Annotated in this window: 20 protein-coding genes and 1 pseudogene; 1 reads left to right on the top strand and 20 read right to left on the bottom strand. The window is 32.2% G+C overall.

Features of this window, described 5'->3' with window-relative positions:
• Positions 1-26: 26 nt before the first annotated feature.
• The 20 genes and pseudogenes from ACIQ2J_RS01410 to ACIQ2J_RS01315 all read right to left on the bottom strand — a co-directional run bounded on the left by ACIQ2J_RS01410 (position 27) and on the right by ACIQ2J_RS01315 (position 16,868).
• Positions 27-1,493 (bottom strand): polysaccharide biosynthesis C-terminal domain-containing protein, encoded by a 1,467-nt coding sequence (locus tag ACIQ2J_RS01410; RefSeq protein WP_396165799.1) that lies wholly within the window; start codon positions 1,491-1,493, stop codon positions 27-29.
• Positions 1,494-1,596: 103 nt separating this feature from the next.
• Positions 1,597-1,683, bottom strand: a pseudogene (locus ACIQ2J_RS01405) (F0F1 ATP synthase subunit gamma); the annotation flags it as partial.
• Positions 1,684-1,689: 6 nt separating this feature from the next.
• A complete protein-coding gene (locus ACIQ2J_RS01400) occupies positions 1,690-2,277 on the bottom strand; it encodes a Uma2 family endonuclease (protein ID WP_396165796.1) in 588 nt (195 codons plus the stop codon).
• A gap of 120 nt (positions 2,278-2,397) precedes the next feature.
• A complete protein-coding gene (gene atpG, locus ACIQ2J_RS01395) occupies positions 2,398-3,258 on the bottom strand; it encodes an ATP synthase F1 subunit gamma (RefSeq protein WP_396165794.1) in 861 nt (286 codons plus the stop codon).
• Positions 3,259-3,339: 81 nt separating this feature from the next.
• Positions 3,340-4,917 (bottom strand): F0F1 ATP synthase subunit alpha, encoded by a 1,578-nt coding sequence (gene atpA, locus ACIQ2J_RS01390; protein WP_396165792.1) that lies wholly within the window; start codon positions 4,915-4,917, stop codon positions 3,340-3,342.
• A 23-nt stretch (positions 4,918-4,940) separates the two neighbouring features.
• Positions 4,941-5,474: an ATP synthase F1 subunit delta gene (gene atpH, locus ACIQ2J_RS01385; RefSeq protein ID WP_396166015.1), complete on the bottom strand. Its 534-nt coding sequence runs from the start codon at positions 5,472-5,474 to the stop codon at positions 4,941-4,943.
• Complete coding sequence (locus tag ACIQ2J_RS01380) at positions 5,474-5,974, bottom strand: F0F1 ATP synthase subunit B (RefSeq protein WP_396165788.1); 501 nt, start codon at positions 5,972-5,974, stop codon at positions 5,474-5,476. Before ACIQ2J_RS01380 ends, atpH begins: the two co-directional genes overlap by 1 nt.
• 73 nt (positions 5,975-6,047) lie before the next feature.
• Positions 6,048-6,245 (bottom strand): ATP synthase F0 subunit C, encoded by a 198-nt coding sequence (gene atpE / locus ACIQ2J_RS01375; RefSeq protein ID WP_396165786.1) that lies wholly within the window; start codon positions 6,243-6,245, stop codon positions 6,048-6,050.
• Between the two features lie 103 nt (positions 6,246-6,348).
• Entirely contained in the window at positions 6,349-7,491 is a 1,143-nt protein-coding gene (gene atpB, locus ACIQ2J_RS01370; protein WP_396165785.1) for a F0F1 ATP synthase subunit A, read from the bottom strand.
• A gap of 114 nt (positions 7,492-7,605) precedes the next feature.
• Entirely contained in the window at positions 7,606-8,016 is a 411-nt protein-coding gene (locus ACIQ2J_RS01365) for a hypothetical protein (protein WP_396165782.1), read from the bottom strand.
• Complete coding sequence (locus tag ACIQ2J_RS01360; protein WP_396165779.1) at positions 8,009-8,239, bottom strand: AtpZ/AtpI family protein; 231 nt, start codon at positions 8,237-8,239, stop codon at positions 8,009-8,011. Before ACIQ2J_RS01360 ends, ACIQ2J_RS01365 begins: the two co-directional genes overlap by 8 nt.
• Positions 8,208-8,612: a polymer-forming cytoskeletal protein gene (locus tag ACIQ2J_RS01355; protein ID WP_396165778.1), complete on the bottom strand. Its 405-nt coding sequence runs from the start codon at positions 8,610-8,612 to the stop codon at positions 8,208-8,210. Before ACIQ2J_RS01355 ends, ACIQ2J_RS01360 begins: the two co-directional genes overlap by 32 nt.
• Before the next feature lie 3 nt (positions 8,613-8,615).
• On the bottom strand, positions 8,616-11,438 hold the full coding sequence (locus ACIQ2J_RS01350; RefSeq protein WP_396165776.1) for a gliding motility protein: 2,823 nt from the start codon (positions 11,436-11,438) through the stop codon (positions 8,616-8,618).
• A gap of 166 nt (positions 11,439-11,604) precedes the next feature.
• Positions 11,605-12,303, bottom strand: a complete 699-nt coding sequence (locus ACIQ2J_RS01345) for an ABC transporter ATP-binding protein (protein WP_396165773.1) — start codon at positions 12,301-12,303, stop codon at positions 11,605-11,607.
• A 57-nt stretch (positions 12,304-12,360) separates the two neighbouring features.
• A complete protein-coding gene (locus ACIQ2J_RS01340; protein ID WP_396165771.1) occupies positions 12,361-13,821 on the bottom strand; it encodes a DUF5687 family protein in 1,461 nt (486 codons plus the stop codon).
• Between the two features lie 56 nt (positions 13,822-13,877).
• On the bottom strand, positions 13,878-14,582 hold the full coding sequence (locus ACIQ2J_RS01335; RefSeq protein WP_396165768.1) for a hypothetical protein: 705 nt from the start codon (positions 14,580-14,582) through the stop codon (positions 13,878-13,880).
• A gap of 1 nt (position 14,583) precedes the next feature.
• On the bottom strand, positions 14,584-15,204 hold the full coding sequence (locus ACIQ2J_RS01330) for a hypothetical protein (RefSeq protein WP_396165765.1): 621 nt from the start codon (positions 15,202-15,204) through the stop codon (positions 14,584-14,586).
• Positions 15,205-15,207: 3 nt separating this feature from the next.
• The gene (locus tag ACIQ2J_RS01325) at positions 15,208-15,900 is read right to left on the bottom strand and encodes a hypothetical protein (RefSeq protein ID WP_396165763.1); all 693 of its coding nucleotides are present in this window, start codon (positions 15,898-15,900) and stop codon (positions 15,208-15,210) included.
• An 18-nt stretch (positions 15,901-15,918) separates the two neighbouring features.
• Complete coding sequence (locus ACIQ2J_RS01320; protein ID WP_396165761.1) at positions 15,919-16,533, bottom strand: hypothetical protein; 615 nt, start codon at positions 16,531-16,533, stop codon at positions 15,919-15,921.
• The gene (locus ACIQ2J_RS01315) at positions 16,530-16,868 is read right to left on the bottom strand and encodes a PadR family transcriptional regulator (protein WP_396165757.1); all 339 of its coding nucleotides are present in this window, start codon (positions 16,866-16,868) and stop codon (positions 16,530-16,532) included. The genes ACIQ2J_RS01320 and ACIQ2J_RS01315 overlap by 4 nt, the downstream gene beginning before the upstream one ends.
• Before the next feature lie 142 nt (positions 16,869-17,010).
• Here ACIQ2J_RS01315 and ACIQ2J_RS01310 point away from each other — a divergent pair, with 142 nt between their 5' ends.
• Positions 17,011-18,063, top strand: coding sequence for a 2Fe-2S iron-sulfur cluster-binding protein (locus ACIQ2J_RS01310; protein ID WP_396165754.1), 1,053 nt, complete (start codon positions 17,011-17,013; stop codon positions 18,061-18,063).
• The last annotated feature ends 86 nt before the right edge of the window (positions 18,064-18,149 follow it).

Genomic DNA, 18,149 nt, shown 5'->3' with positions numbered 1-18,149 from the left:
GAACGAAGCAATCTCTTTCCTCCGATTTATTTTGCTTTTCTTTTTAGTATTCGAAGTAATGTTTCCTTTTCACTGTAATATATGAAGTATAAAAATACTGCTAGTAATACTGTTTTCACATAATAATTTTCTCTAATGGAAGGGATATAAAACGAAACTGCCGAGAAAACAATTGTGAGTCCAAGATAACTAAATATCTTATTCATATCATACGGAATTGGGTAACTTTTTTGCCCCATCTTATAGGAAATGATCATCATGGTTCCATAGGCTGCAATAGTTGCAATTGCGGAGCCGTAATAACTCATAGTTGGAATTAATAAGTAATTTAGAGCCAACGTTACAGCCGCGCCAATTAAAGATATGTAAGCACCTATTTTTGTTTTATCTATTAACTTGTACCAAACAGATAAGTTGGTATAAATTCCGAGGAAGAAATTGGCTAGAACAATTAGCGGAACCACTTTTATAGCATCCCAATAATTGGCATTTGGCACCAAAGGTCTTTTTAATAAATCAATAAAAACAATTACAAAAAGGCAAATGAAGGAGCCAAAAATCACAAAATATTTAGTAATCGTTGCATAGGTTTGTTGTGCATTTTCATTACTCGAATGACTAAAGAAAAAAGGTTCAATTCCCAAGGTATAGGCAGTTCGAAACAAAACCATAAACATCCCTATTTTATAACACGCCGAATAGGCTCCAATGTCCGACATTGGAACGTGCATCCAATCGAGTAAAATTTTATCAAAGTGTTCATTGATCGCAAAGGCAATACCTGAAATTAAAATTGGAAGTCCATATTGCATCATTTTCATCCACAATATTTTATCAAATTTCCAGGAAATAGAAAAATAATTAGGGGATAAGACAATTAAAGTTAACAAACTTGCGGCTAAATTGGAAACAAAAATATAGCCAATTTGAAAATTATCAAAATAGATTGTGCTTAAAAATCCGTTTGGATTACTAGCCACCATTTTAGGCAATAATGCCAAAAAGAAAATGTTCAACAATAGATTGATGGTAACATTTGCCATTTTTATTGTGGCATATCGCATAGGTCTTTTCTCGGCTCTTAATTTGGAAAACGGAATGATTGCCAATGCATCTAAAGTCAAAATAAAAATAGTATAGGTGATGTATTCCACACTAATGTCTGACCAGGTTGCTAAGGAATTTCTAAAAAGAAGTGCTACTACTAAGAAAACCAAAGAAGACCAAAGCAACGAAATTGTGGTAGTAGAAATTACACCTTTTTTATTCTCCTCTGAATTATAAAATCGGAAGAAAGAAGTTTCCATTCCGTAAGATAAAACAACATTAAAGAAAACTAGATAGGAAAATATTACCGACACTTCTCCCATTTTGCTTTTATCCGGCAAATAATAAACAAACAACGGGTTTAAAATAAAACTGATTATTCTAGGAAAAACTGTTGCCAGCCCATAAATAAGTGTTTGTTTGAAAAGGTTTTTATATAAACTCAAGGTATATTTCTTTAATGAGAAAACAAAAATAGTTATAAAATCGTTGTAATAAAAAAAGAGCCAAAAATTGTTGACTCTCTTTTGAATTTATTTTAATTTAAAATTATCCTTTTAACGCTTCTGCTCCACCAACAATCTCAAGGATTTCGTTAGTAATTGCAGCTTGACGTGCTTTTATGTATGTCTTTTTTGTTCTCTATACCTTATAAAAAACATCTTCTAAAGCAATAACTAATTCTGGAAACAAAGGGCTTTTTATATTTTCTCCTTCGACTTGTGGTTTCAAACCAATGAATTCATTATTGATTAAAGTGTAAACAAAAATAATTTTATCAATCGGTTCAATAATCCAATATTCTTTTACACCTGCTTCTTGATATAAATTAAACTTGGTATGCACGTCGTGTGTACTATTGTTTTGGGATATTATTTCAACCATCAAATCTGGTGTTCCATTACAACCTCTTGCATCTAGCTTACGTTCATCACAAATAATACACAAATCAGGTTGAACTACAGTAGTGTCTTTTTTAGTTGATGGAATTGGTAATCGGACATCAAAAGGAGCTACAAAAACATCGCAGTCTTTTCGTTTAAAGTAATTGTTTAGTTCAAAGGAGAGGTTATTTGATATTCTTTGATGTACCATCCCAGGAGCAGGACTCATTTTTTGAATAAATCCTTTTATCAATTCTACACGATCCTGAAATTGCCACAACAAATAGTCAGCATAACTATACGTTTTGGTTAAATCTAAATCCGAAAAATTTGTAACTATTCCCATCTCCGTATTTATTAAAAAACAAATTTAATGAATTGTAATTAGTATTTTGAATAAAAAACAAAAAAGCCAACAAATTTTGCTGGCTTTTTATTCTATTTACCCTTCGGGGGCTAAGGGGTTTTATCCTTTTAATGCTTCTGCTCCACCAACAATCTCAAGGATTTCGTTAGTAATTGCTGCTTGACGTGCTTTGTTATAAGTTAATTTTAATTGATCTCTTAATTCTGTAGCATTATCGGTTGCTTTGTGCATTGCTGTCATACGTGCTCCATGCTCGGAAGCAAATGAATCGCGAATTGCTTTGTACAATTGTGTTTTTAACGATTTTGGTATCAATGTTAATACAATTTCCTCTTTAGATGGTTCAAAAAGATAATCACCAGCAGTTACTGGAATATCTGATTTTACTGGAGCTAATGGTAAAAATTGTTCCGTTTGAACTATTTGAGTCGCAGCATTTTTAAATTCGTTATAAACGATTTGAATGGTATCATAATCGCCAGAAATGAACTTATCGGTTAAGATTTGAGCTATTTTAGCAACATTATCAAAAGTTAAATCATCAAAAATTTCGCTTTTATTTCCAACAATAGTATTTGTTTTTACTAAAGCATCATTTCCTTTTTTACCAATTGCAAAAACATCAACTTGTTTTCCAGGATAAGTATCTGCAATTAATTTAGCTTGTTTGATAACATTCGAATTAAAAGCACCACACAATCCTCTGTTCGAAGTTATGGCTACAATCAAAACTTTGTTTATTTCACGTTGTGCAGTAAAGCTTCCGCCTACTTCACCATCCATTGTTGCGCTTAAACTTTGTAATAATTCCGTTAATTTTTCGGCATAAGGGCGCATTGCTGTAATTGCATCTTGTGCTTTTTTCAACTTTGCAGCAGAAACCATTTTCATCGCAGAAGTAATCTGCATCGTAGATGAAACGGAAGTTATTCTATTACGGATTTCCTTTAAGTTTGCCATTTTTTTGTAAAAGTTAGGAGTTTGAAGACGGAAGTTGGAAGTAAGAATTTAACTTCCTACTTCCAGCTTCTAACTTCCTTCTTAATTATATTTTGCTGAAATTTCTTTAGCTGCTTTTTCAATAACATCTGTAATGGTATCGTCCAATTTTCCAGCTTTTAAAGCATTCAATGTATCTTTATGCGTATTGTTCAAATATTCTAAGAAATCTTTTTCAAATTCTTTTACTTTATTTACTGGAACATTTCTCAATAAATTTTTAGAACCTGCATAAATAATAGCTACTTGATCTTCAACGGTATAAGGGTCGTTAAGGTTTTGTTTTAAAATCTCAACATTTCTTTTTCCTTTTTCAATTACGTTTAAAGTTACAGCATCTAAATCAGAACCAAATTTTGCGAAAGCTTCTAACTCACGGTATTGTGCTTGGTCTAATTTTAAAGTACCTGCTACTTTTTTCATAGATTTAATTTGTGCATTACCTCCAACACGAGATACTGAAATACCTACGTTAATTGCAGGACGAACTCCAGAGTTGAATAAATCTCCATCTAAGAAGATTTGTCCGTCAGTAATCGAAATTACGTTGGTTGGGATGTATGCAGAAACGTCACCCGCTTGTGTTTCAATAATTGGTAAAGCTGTTAAGGATCCACCACCTTTTACGATACCTTTTAAAGTATCTGGTAAGTCGTTCATATTTTTAGCAATATCATCATCGGCAATTACTTTACAAGCTCTTTCTAATAAACGAGAGTGTAAGTAAAAAACGTCACCAGGATAAGCCTCACGACCTGGAGGTCTTCTTAATAATAGAGATACCTCACGGTAAGCTACTGCTTGTTTAGATAAATCATCATAAACAATTAAAGCTGGACGACCTGAATCACGGAAATATTCTCCGATTGCAGCTCCGGCCATTGGTGCGTATACTTGCATTGGTGCAGGATCAGATGCATTAGCTGCTACAATTACGGTATAAGCCATTGCTCCTTTTTCTTCTAACATTTTTGCAATTCCTGCCACTGTCGAAGCTTTTTGTCCGATAGCAACATAGATACAAAATACTGGTTTTCCAGCGTCGTAAAATTCTTTTTGATTTAAGATAGTGTCAATACAAACCGTTGATTTACCTGTTTGACGGTCACCAATAACCAACTCACGTTGTCCACGACCTACAGGAATCATAGCATCTACTGCTTTGATACCAGTTTGTAATGGTTCAGTTACTGGTTGACGAAAGATAACTCCAGGAGCTTTTCTTTCTAATGGCATTTCGTATAGTTCGCCACCGATTGGTCCTTTACCATCAATTGGTTCTCCTAGTGTATTTACAACACGACCAACAATTTGTTCTCCAACTTTTAAAGAAGCAATACGTTGTGTTCTTTTTACTGTTGAACCTTCTCTGATTCCAGTAGATGGTCCTAAAAGTACCACCCCAACGTTGTCTTCTTCTAAGTTCAATACGATAGCTTCCAATCCGTTGTCGAATTGTACTAACTCACCATATTGAGCATTGGATAAACCGTAAACACGAGCGATACCGTCACCCACTTGAAGTACAGTTCCTACTTCTTCTAAACTTGCACCTGATTCAAAACCAGATAATTGTTTTTTTAATATTGCTGTAATTTCAGCTGGTTTAATTTCTGCCATTTTGATATATCTTTAATGGAATTCTAATTGCTAAACTCTCTTTTTAATTCACTTAATTTGCTTGCTACAGAAGCATTGTATTGTTGGTCTCCTACTCTTAATATAAATCCACCAATAATTGTAGGATCTATTATATTTTGAATGGTAATTTTCTTATTGGAAAACTCAGCAATTTTAGCCAATACTTTAGTTTCTAATTCGGCAGTAATTGGGAATGCTGTAGTTACTTTGGCAACTTCTATTCCGTTACTTTCGTCAAACAATTTATTGTATTGAATTGCTATTGCTTCTAGTATTTCAAATCTTTTGTTTTCAAATAACAAATGAAACAAACTATTCGTTTCTTTTTCAACATTTGAAAATATTTCAGACAAGGCTGATTTTTTAACCTCTATTTTAATAATAGGACTGGTTAGAAAATCTTTTAAATCTGCACTTTCGGATACTGCAGTAACAATAGATTTCATATCGTTATTTACAGCATCTGCTTTTCCAGAAGTTTGCGCAATGTCTAATATTGCTTTGGCGTATCTAATCGCTGCTCTAGACATAATGATTAGTTTAATTTAGCGTCACCCAACATTTTCTCTACTAATTTAGTTTGAGAATCTTTGTTAGATAATTCGTCTCTTAATACTTTCTCAGCAATTTCTAAAGACAATGAAGAAACTTGGTTTTTCAAGTCGGTCATTGCTGCATTTTTTTCGCTTTCAATAGCTGCTTTTGCTTGTGCAATCATTTTTTCACCAGCTGCTTGCGCTTCGGTTTTAGCGTCGTTAATCATTTTGTCTTTGATTTCACGAGCTTCTTTCATTAATGAATCGCGTTCTGCTCTTGCTTCGGCTAATAATTTTTGATTATCCGATTTAAGATTTTGCATTTCTTTTTTAGCGCTTTCTGCAGATAGTAACGCATTTTTAATTCCTTCTTCTCTTTCGTTAACTGCATCCAAAATTGGTTTCCATGCAAACTTTTTCAAAAGGAAAATCAAACCTAAAAAGATTACTGTTTGCCAGATAAACAATCCAAACGAAAAATCATTTATTAACTTATCCATAGTATATAATTATTCTTTAATTTTAAAATTTTAAATAAAAGCCATAACCAACCGTTATGGCTTTTAATTTTTTTTATTTTACTGCGAACAATGCAGCAAAACCAATTCCTTCAATAAGAGCTGCTGCAATAAGCATAGCTGTTTGAATTTTTCCAGTAGCTTCTGGTTGACGAGCAATAGCGTCCATTGCAGATCCACCGATTCTACCGATACCTAAACCTGCTCCGATTACTACTAATCCAGCTCCAATAAGGTGAAGATTTCCTTCCATAATGTATATATATTTAATTAAACATTCTTTGTTGGGTTTATGGTTTGTAGTTTAAAATTACTTGTTGAAAACAACAAACACTTAACAACAAACAACAAACATTTTAATGGTGTGCTTCTTCGTGGTGGTGCTCTTCTGAAGCAGCTCCAAAATATAAAGCAGATAACATGGTAAATATGTAAGCTTGTAATAATGCCACTAGAATTTCAATTAATGAAATTGCAAAGGACAATAAGAACGACATGCTACTTCCTACCCAATTGTGGAAAATAAACATCAAGGCAACTAAACTCATTAATACAATATGTCCAGCAAAAATGTTGGCATACAAACGTATCATAAGTGAAAATGGTTTGATGATAGTTCCTAATAATTCAATTGGTGCTAAAATAATTTTCATTGGAACTGGTACTCCAGGCATCCAAAAAATATGCATCCAATAATCTTTCTTGGCAGTGAAGGTAGTTATTAAATAGGTAATAATTGCCAATCCTGCTGTTACTGCTATGTTTCCGGTTACGTTAATTCCTAGTGGAGTTAATCCGAAAATATTTAAAAACCATATAAAAAAGAAGATGGTTAATAAAAAGCTCATGTATTTTTTATAGTGTTTTTCACCAATATTCGGAATTGCAATTTCATCACGAACGTACAAAACAATTGGTTCAAAAAAGCGTCCAACTCCAGAAGAAATTCCTCCGTTTTTAGCATACGATTTTGCCAAACTAACAAACAACAATAACATTAATAATGCTACTACTATAATAGTTAGTACTCCTTTAGTTATAGAAAAATCTAATGGTTGTGCGTTAGTAACATGCTCTTCTCCTTCAACTAATTCGGTGTTTAGTTTTCCTGCAGCATCGGTTTTGTATATTTTTTCGTGGTGTAAGAAGTAGTAGTTTCCGTTAGATTCGGCAACGGATTCTCCATTGTGGAATTTAGAAGAAGAAAATAATTGAATTCCATTATCCCAAATAATAATTGGTAAAGAAAAACCATAGTGTGCTTTTTCAGCTTCGTCTGCAAATAATGTAAAACTGTGCCCGTCTAGAACGTGATGCCCAATAACCTCATCAATTTTTTCTTGCTTTTCGGCAGCTTCGTCTTTTACTTCTTTCTTTTCAACTACAATAACTTCTTTTTTTACTGCTACAGTATCTTGTGTAGTGGCTTTACCATTTAATGGCAAAAATGCTATTAGAATTGCTATAAAAAACGGAATCGATTTTTTTGAAAACACCATAACTGAATATTATCTTAAATTCTACTTTGAAATTTGGTGCAAAGGTACATTTTTTATTAATATGCAAAAGTATAATTGGGAATTTTTTGCCGGAATTGTTGATTTAACTCAATTTCATTGCTTATTATTTAATATTCTAATAGTTACTATGGTTTCTATTGTTAAAAATATAGCAAATACTATGAAAAAATCCATCCGTTCTATTTCTTTAAACATACTAGCAGAGGATACAATTGGATTTGCAAATAGAAAAGCAATCCCTATTTTAAGAAGTGTAAGCAAAAGAAAGCCATTACCTACATTATTTAGGTCTCTTTTTTTAACTTGAATTAATATAAAAACAATGCTAATAGAGCAAATTAAAAAAAACAGATAAACTTGAAAAAGCGGATACTGGAACGTGTTTTCAATAGTTAGATAATTCAAAAAAAAGAAAGCTACTTTATGAATTATAAAAGCACTTATAGAAGCAATCAAGATTTCTAAAATGGGTTGGTATTGTTTTATTTTGGAAGTATTAATCATCCGCTTCGTTGATTTCTTTTAATTGTCGGTTAATGTTGTAAAAAGCGAGTGCCACTCCAAGAATGGTGAAAATTTTTACAAATAAAGTGTTGGGATTGGGGTATTTTTCATCTAGCCAATTTCCGAGACGTGAAAATAAAAAAATCACCACTCCCATTTGAATAGGAATATTGATTAATGCGAGCCATTTGTTAGGCTTTTTTTTCGGCAACTGGGATTTCATTTAATGGGTTATTTTTAGTATGTGGACGCATTATGCAACTAGCGCTGAACTCTGCTCCAGGTTCTACCGAAAGTTTTCCACATACTACTTCGCCATGAACACTGGCTTTTAATTTTAAGTTTAGCAGTTCGGTAACTTGAATTTTTCCGTTAAATTTTCCTTCAATATCACAATTTTTACAAACAATATCGCCCGTTACACTTCCTGCAGGACCAATTACTAGTTTTCCTTTCGATTCAAAATTTCCAACTAAATGGCCATCCAATCTAAAATCGGCTGGGGAAGAAATATCTCCTTTAATAGTAGTTCCCTCTACAATTCGGTTGGTTTTTCCCAACAAGTCGGTATAGGATTTTGGTTTTTTATCAAACATATATTATGGTTTTTTGGGGAAACCAAGATTTTCTGATTTTGGGGTTTCCATATCCAAATTATTATCCGTTGGATTAGTGTCCATTTTTTGTTTTCCATTAAACGCAGGAGGTTCATTTGCGTCTGGTGAACCTTCGACTTCCTCGTTTGGCTTTCCTTTTTCCTTTTTATTGTTTATCGATTTAGTTTCTGGAACCGCAATGTCCCGCTGAATAGGAACTATAGGTTTGTTTAACCAATCTCCAGCAACATAATCATCGATATTCTTCTTAACCTGAACCACTTTATAGTTTTCGCTAGAGATAACAATTCCTGGTTCGGAAATTTTGTATTCTTTGTATTCTTTCAAAACCTGCTCAATTCCTTTGGCACTTTCGGCGGTTTTAATTCCGTGAATTACCAAAAAGTTTTTATCAATAGTATAAAGATCCGTTGATACGGTTAACCTTTCTATTGTTCTTTCTTTGGCAAATTTTGTGATTTTTGCTAAAATATCTTTGGAGTTTTTAGAATTCAAATCGTCTGCTTTGTATAAAATATTCCAAGACAATGGAAATTCTGAATTAAAAGACAACGATTCCAAATACGGAATTTTAGTAGCAATAAAAACTTCGGTAGATTTTCCTTCTTCACTATTTGGATAGGTCAAGGCTACATAGTTCAAGGCTTTTTTAAATTCGGCTACCCCTTTTAGTTTTCCTATAACATTGGCTTTTAATAATTCAAATTTAGGCAACATATCTTCTCCTGTAAATTGTTCAATTGCAGCTTCAATTTTAGGGAGTATTTCTCGATATTTCTCCTTTTCGTGCTCTTTATACAAGGCATCGTAAGCAATTTCTGGTGTAGAACTAGCTAAATTTCCGCCTCCCGAATTGCTTAAAATTTGTGCATAACGAGAATCCGGATATTGTGCTAAAATTTTAGATTTCATAGCAAGCGCTTTTTCCTTATCTATAATTTCATAAATTTTGTATAAGTTATACATCGCTGGCAATACAAGACGCTCTTCGGGCTTGTTGTCTAATAATTTTTCCAACTTATCCGCGGCTCTTTGGTATTCTTTAAATTTTTCTTTATAAATAACTCCCAATTGGTAGTAGGCAAAATTTCGTTCTTTTCCAATACTATCCAAAATTTTAGTGGAGGATGGAATTTGTTTTAGATAAAAATTAGTAGAATATTTTTCGTTTAGTTCTTTCGATTGGTCACCATCTGATGTTATTGCATCTTTCGCGTCCTCTGGGTTTTGGTCGTCTTTTACTCCTTCTTTAGCCAATCTCCAATTGAGAACATGCGCACGATCACCCCATTTTTTCTTAAATTCTACAACTCCAAAAGCAACAGTGGAAGGATTATAAAAATAAAAAGTGCTTCCCGAATCGGAATTTAAAGCAATTGGCGCTATTGGTTTAGTTGCTGGAGCATTGTCTGCTGCAGAATCTTTGCCATTCGAATCTTTATTTGCGTCAGCAATTGCATTGTCTTTTGCAGCTTTTTTAGCAAGTTCTAATTTTTTGGCATCTTCCTTTTTTAAAGTTTCGATGTGCTCTTTAAAATATTTTTCTTTTCCCTCTTTAGATAAAGAAGCAATTTTTAAAATACTATCGTTACGTTGGGCAATACCTTCAAATTTAATTACATCTTCTAGATTTTCTCTTTTTTTAGTAATCAATTTAAATTCTCTAGTTTTAGAATTTAAAACCGTTAGCGTACTATCAAAATATTTGCCTGCTAAAACATATTTTGCTTTATTGAAATAAATATCGGCAAGGTTTCTAAAGTTGGATGCGATTAAATAACTGTCATCCGATTTTTTCCTTAGCGACTTGTTATAATAAACAACAGCGGTTTCTGGTTTGTTTTGTTTGTCATAAAACAATGCCATCTGGTGGTTCAACACATCTAGAAACGGACGGTTTTCTCTGTCTTTTAATAATTTATCGTATTTTTCTAAAAATGCCAAAGTATCTCCTTTTTTAAAATCAAATTGGGATGCTTGACGAGCATGTGCCTGAATAACATACTGTCTTGCCGATTTGCGTTTCATATCAATAACTTCTTGATATTTGGCATAGGCACTGTCTTTGTACCCCAATCGCTCGTAAATTTGGGCTTCAATAAATCGGTAACGTGCTTTTTCTTCGCTAGATTTTGTAAATTGTGTAGCAATTTTCAACTTGGCTAAGGCATTTTTATTCTCCTCCAAGTTAACATAAGCTTGCGCTATAGTGGCATTGGCATCGGCAAAAATTTGATCTTTAAATTTTATTTCGGTCAATAATTTTTTAAGATTTACAACTGCTGCGGCATCATTATCCATTCGCATGTTGGTTTTTTCTCTCCAAATTTTCACTTCATGAATTTTATCACTTGTAGGATATTTATACAACACATAATTAAATGCTTCTAATGCCGGAACAAATCGTTGGTCGTAATATCTTGTTTTTCCTAACAATAGATGCGCCTCGTCCATTTGAGGGTTTTTTTCTGACCCTTCAATATTCATCGAATGTTTTTGAATTGCCTTGGTTGCTTTGGTTTCGGCTTTTTCAAAATTAGGGTTTTTGGCTTGGCCGGGCGTCATTTGCTCTTCCGAAATTTGCATGCGCTCTACCGGAAGGATTTCCCAAAAATTATCTTTATACTGGGATTTCAAATCAATAATTCCTTTATCCAATGCAAGGTTTCCATTGTAAAGAACATTGTCTTTAGTAGTTAAAGCATTATAATTTCGGGAAACAAAAGTGTTTTTTTTAGTAGAACAGGCTACAAAAAAAAGTGCTATTGTGCTTAAGATGGTGTATGTAAGAGTACTAGTTTTCAATTGCAAAGCGTTTTAATCATTAACTTAAAAAAGTCGATTTTAGTATAACTAACTGGTAAAATTACGTTTCTTTTTGATACCTTAAAATAAATAAGGCATTTTTTTAAACAAGAAATCTACAGAACATTAAAATATTCTGTAGATTTTTTAATAATTCAAAAGAAAATTATACTGCAAAAAATGCTTCTAATTCTTTTAAAGTTTCTCCCGATGTTACAATGTCTTTTACCACTTCTCCTTTATTTAAAGCAACTATCCGTTCGCAAACCTCAACAGTGTGCACTAAATCGTGGCTAGAAACCAAAACGGTAACGTCTGGATTTTCTGACAATTCTTTGATTATTTTTTTTAATCGGTTTACAGTTGTTGGATCTAAATTTGCAAAAGGTTCGTCAAGAATTATCACTTCTGGATTTCCAATTAAAGCAGCGATTATTCCTACTTTTTTCATGTTTCCTTTAGATAAATCTCTCAAATATTTTTTACTGTTTAGAATTTCATCATTAAAAAATTCTTTGTGTTTATTAAGCAAAGCGTCTACATCGGCTTTATTTTGATTGCGTAAATCGCCAATAAAATAAAAATATTCTTCGGCGGTTAAATAGCTAATTAAAAAACTTTCGTCGATAAATGCGGATGTGAAAGGTTTCCATGCTTCACTCGTATTTACTTGGATGTCGTTGTTTTTTATAAAGCCCGAAGTAGGCTGAATTAAATCTAACAACAAACTGAAAAAGGTGGTTTTTCCGGCACCGTTATTTCCGACAAGGCCAAAACTTTGCCCTTTTGGAATTTCCAAATTAGAAATATGTAATACTTTAACTCCGTTGTTATAAGTTTTGGTAAGATTGTTTACTTGTATCATCTTTTTTAGATTAGAAGTTTATGAGTTTATAAGTTTAGTGGATGCAATTACTGAGCACTAATTTTTCTGTTTATAGGCAGCGATGGTTGCGTATTTTTCTGTTTTATAGATTTTTTCAATCCAATTAAAGACTTTCCCTCTAAAAGCAAATCCTAAAACTCCTGCAACAGCAACGAATAAAAGCCCTATAGTATCATTAAAAAATGATTTTCCAAGTCCGTAAAGTAAAATTGGAAGCAATAATTTAGGAATTGTTAAAAGCATTGTTTTCATATTAAAGGCTTGCTTGTCGCCAAATGCTTTTGTGGCAGTGGAAAGATCTATTGGGGTTTTTACAAAGGCACCTCCAAGCAAAACCAAATGCGAATTTACTCCAATATTATAAACAGCTCCAACTAAAACTAAGAGGTAGGTATGCCATCCGAAAAAGAGATAAAAAGAAGCCAATAATGTAGAAATTGCTGTAGCAATAACCACCAACCACCATTTGGAACTTAAATATTCTTTGTATTGAATGTTCTGACTCATCATTAATTGGTAATAGGCACTATCCCAACTTGGTACAAATTGTCCGAAAGTGAAAAGAAAACCACCTGAAACAAAAATTCCTGCAAAAATTCCCATCACAGCCGGTTGGGTAGGGTTATTAAAGAATATAAAACCATAAAACAAGAACAGAAAACTCATTAAAACAGTAGTTCTAGAACGCTTGTTTCTTTTTATCATTTTAATATCGTTTTTTAAGAACGTTCCTAAGGTTCCGAATCGATTTAACCAATTGAAATTTTCGGTTTTGGCAACGGCACTTTTGGTAGCCAAACCTTCATCTAAATTTAAGTTATTTTTGAAAAATTTAAACGCAAAATAATACCATGCTACTGCAATTACTAATGGCAATATAGCTAAATAACTGGTTTTGTAAAACCCTTCAAAAAAAGGAGCCGTGTAAATGGTAATGTCAAATACTTTGTAATATTGTGCAATTCCGCAACCAACAACTAAGCCCACAATAGGATAAAAAATGCTGTCTTTATTGTTGAGTAAAACATTAATAAAGTTGTTGGCATAGATAATTCCGAAGATGCCCAAATGCCAAAGAATTACACTCGGAAGCGAATAATGATTGAGCACCAACATGATTGAAAACGGAATAAAGAAAAACGAATGCAACAAATTGAAGAACGAAATTGAGGTTTTTGCTAAAGCAAAATGCACTATGGTATTCCGTTTTATGGGCAAAGCCAATAAAGGTCGGATGTTCATTACCGGCATTTTTTGCAGGAAAAAACGAATTACCAAGTCGAAAACAAAATAATAAATCAGGTATTTATTTACGGTGGTAAACGGATTCAATCCCATATCTTCAAGAATCGGAAAAATCCCGAAACCCAAGCCAAGAAACATTGCCATAAAATATAAAGCCAAGAGTACCATGAAAACCTTGAGCACTACATTGGTTCCAAAAGATGCCGAACGAAAAAAGGATTTCCATTCTAGAACGATAAAATGTTTGAACATATATTACGGAATTAAAGTTTATTTATTAGTTTATAAATATAGGAATTTGTTACAAATTAGGAAAGCAAATCGTATTCCGGATAGGTTTGTTTAAGATATTCGGATGCTTTGGAGGGAATCACAAATTGAATGATGTAGGCTATAATAAAAAGCAAACCGGTAATCAAACTAAAGAGCGCTAAATGTAAAGGGGTCATTTTATTAGATTCACTCATCCCTCCTATGCGGATTAAAAATTGCAACGGCAATTGAACAAAAGCCATAACATTTCCACATCTATAAATTACGTCTTCAAAGAGCCACTTCTTTTGGGTTGCAACAAATTTGGCTTTGAGTTTATTGTGAGAAATAATTAAATTAATGAAAACACTCAACATCAAAATTGATAGTAAGCCAAAAATAAATACCTCTTGGTATTTTGTAATGGATGTAATTTTATAAATAAGAACAAAAACTAATGCTGTAGCAATAATTCTTGGAAGTATAAAAAATTCTTTAAAATGTTTCCAAATCAAGGTATTGTATTTTTTGTTCATAGCTTTTTGGCGTTGTTCAACAATATCACTAAACCCAAATATTCCAAATTTTTTGAACTCCATTTGCAGTGCTTCCTCCAAAGAACGTTTTGGATTTTCTTTCCATTGTTCTTCAATAGAATTGGCTAAATGATCTACCAATTCGTTTTGCAAATCGTAGTATTCCACATAATGTTGTTGTGTGAAAGTGTATAATTGTTGGATTTGATCGGATGATAATTTCATCTTAAATGTAATTAAATTGGTGCTTATTGAATTTTATAATTTCCTTGATAAAGAAAACAACATAACCAAAAAGGAGAAAAGAAAAAATTGTAATGGTAATTGTTGGAACATTTTCTTTACCAACAATGGGTAAAAAGAAAATTTGTGCAAAATATATAATAGCTAAAACAGCACCAGATTTTTCAATAGAATAAAATCGCTTTTTTAAATAAACATAAAAATAAACAAATTGAAAAAGTGCAATAGAAGCAATCATTACAAAAATTAAATTACCAAATGTGAAATTCTGAGAAAAGTAAGAATTCACCTTTACATATTTAAAAAAAAGAAACAAAACCACTACAAAAACCAACCAATATGGTTTTATTAAAAAAAGTAAAAAATTTTGGGCAGCATGCAAATTAAAGCCTGAATGAGTTTTATTGTTTCTTAAAATTTCTTTTTTATGTTGTACCATAAAATCTTTAAAAGCATCATAAAAATCTTGGTTGTCTACTTCCATTTTTTGCTCTACTGCTAAGGCAATATGGTCTAGCACTTCCAGACGGATATCTACATAAATCACTTCATTTTTAATTAAATAAGTGTCAATAAATACAATGTCATCTTTTGTTAGTTTCATAGTTTAAACTTTAGCAAATTTTCTTTCGAATTGAAAATGATTGATCAAAAAATAAAACGAATAAATTGAATAAACAACATACCAAATATTAATCCAAACCGAGAAAAATAAACGTCTCATAATGAACTTTTGATTCTCTGCAAAAATAAAATACGAGTCGAATTCTATACTAAATAATAGAATTGTCAATATAATTACCGAAGCTAAACAATGAACTTTAAACATGTAACTGAAAATTGTTTTCGTTGCAGATTTGAAAATAAAATACCTCCCAATAAATAAAAATACAAGTAACACAATTACAAGTATTTCATATCCTTTTTCTATTTGAACTAAAAACATACTTGATTTATTTTTCATTATTATCCAAGCAGTTAATAAAGAAATAACAACACTTAACAATAACCAATATACTATTTGCTGTTTAGATTCTTTAACCCATTTATCAATAAACAATTTTGGCCCGTTTAACCAAGAAGGCGCCCAAAGAGGGTTTGACGTTGGTCTTAACTGAACTTCCCATTTATCAAAAGCATGGATTAGTGCTATTTCAAAAACAACCCCTTGCTTCGTTATTATTTCTTCTATATCCGAGGCTATATGATCTATCAATTCTAATTTTATGTCGTCATAGACTACTCCGTTCAAAACTAACGTTTCCTCTATTGTTGCAATTTGTTCTTTGGATAATTTCATAGGTATGGAAATGTTCTTTTAATATAAAATAGACTTCTGATTGTGTTTTATGTAAACGAAATACATGTAATAGTAAATAATTGAAAGCGTGATGAAAAAAGAATAAATAGGAATCCAATAAAAATTATCTACTTTTCTGACCAGGTGAATAAATAAAAAAATATAAGACATAAAAACAGAATTTGTAATTCCGAAAAAAGATATTGTGAAGGATTTTCTTTTAATAGAAAACATCTTAAGCAGAATAAGAAATGTAATTGGTGCAGGTAATATTATTGGTAGAACATCAAAATTTTCTAGAAACCATAATTTCCCTTTTATATTTACCAGCTGCGATACACAAAGCGTCATCACTATAAAACATAAAATAAATTTTATTGAAAAAATATTTTTTAGTAACAGTTTAGCCCCTGTTCTAGAATTTTGTTGATTTAACGAAATATATGTTTTCTTTATAAACTCCTTTTTACTTTCAATAAAATTTGGGAAAATATCTTCAAACTCGCCATCAATTTCTTCCAATTCAATTGCTAAATGATCCAGTATTTCTATACGTATGTCTAAATAAACAACTCCAAATTTATTGATAAGGGTATTCTCTAACAATGAAATATTTTTTTTTGAAAGTTTCATATTGTGTCAAATTTTGGACTTACTAAACTTTGCATGTTTCTAATAAAATCTTCCAATTCAGCCAATCGGTTTATGGTTTCTTGGCTGCCTTTTTCGGTAAGTTTATAATACTTACGTAATCTATTGTCTACATTTTCAACCTCCACTTCTAGCACTCCTTCGGCTTCCAATTTATGCAAAGCGGGATACAAAGCGCCTTCGGTTATTTTTAATTCTCCACTAGTAATTTCCTTTACCTTTTGGGTAATTTCATAGCCGTACATCCTGCCGTTTTCTTCTAAAAGTTTCATCACTATGGTGTTCAAACTTCCTTTATATAATTGCGAATTTTTCATTTTTTTGTTATTGTGAGGCACGAAGCAATCTCTTTTTAAAGTACAAATATACATAAGTTATTTATACACATAGTATTCTTATGTATTATTTATTTTTTTACAAAACTATTTGGTTTCTTACCTTTGCAAAAAATAAAACCCAATGGCATCTTTTTATAAATTACAAATCAAAGAAATAAAACGGGAAACCCCTAGCGCAGTTTCTGTGGTTTTTAATGTTCCTACCGAATTACAATCTGCTTACCAATTCACTGCAGGTCAATATATTAATTTGAAATTAACGCTTGACGGAACCGAAATTCGTCGCGCCTATTCCATTTGTTCGTCTCCCAATAGTGGCGAATTACGCATTGCAATTAAGGCAGTTAAAAATGGTCTTTTTTCAAAATTTGCTAACGAAAATCTTAGCGTTGGCGATCTATTAGAAGTTGGTCAACCCGAAGGAAACTTTACTTTTGAACCCAATGCCGAAAGACATAAAAACTACGCTGCACTAGTGGCTGGAAGTGGTATTACGCCAGTGATGGCAATATTGCAATCGGTTTTAGAAAACGAACCAAAGAGTTCTTTCGTTTTGCTTTATGGCAATAAAACTCCCGAAGAAACTATTTTTTATAATCAATTGCACGAATTGCAATTAAAATATGTTGGGCGCTTTTTTGTGCATTATGTATTCAGTCAAGCCAAAGTAGAAAACGAACTTTTTGGAAGAATTGACAAGTCGAATCTTAATTTTATTTTGAACAACAAACACAAAGAAAAAGAATTTGACAAGTTCTATTTGTGTGGTCCAGAAGAAATGATCAACATGGCAACTACCATTTTAAAAGAACACAACGTTGCTGATAAAAATATAAAATTTGAATTATTTACTGCTTCCGGAACCGAAAATGCCGAAGCAAGTTCCCACGAAGGGCATACAAAAATTACGATTTTGGTAGACGACGAGGAAACTACATTTGAAATGAGTCAGAAACAAACCATTTTGGAGGCTGCTTTAAAACAAGGTATCGATGCTCCCTATTCTTGTCAAGGCGGAATTTGCAGCAGTTGTTTGGCCCGTATCTCTAAAGGGACAGCCGAAATGAAAAAGAACTCCATCCTTACCGATAAAGAAGTAGCCGAAGGTTTAATTTTAACCTGTCAAGCACATCCAACTTCTAGCGAGATTTTGGTGGATTTTGATAATGTTTAGTTGTGAGTTGTGAGTTTTAGGTTGAAATTGATTGTTACTATTGACTTTTGATATTGCCATTGAATTTTGCTATTGCTATTGATTTT

Origin of the sequence: Flavobacterium sp. (assembly GCF_044357305.1) — a bacterium.
Lineage (GTDB): Bacteria > Bacteroidota > Bacteroidia > Flavobacteriales > Flavobacteriaceae > Flavobacterium.
The sequence above is the reverse complement of the archived record's forward strand: the minus strand, read 5'-3'. Positions and strand labels throughout refer to the sequence as shown.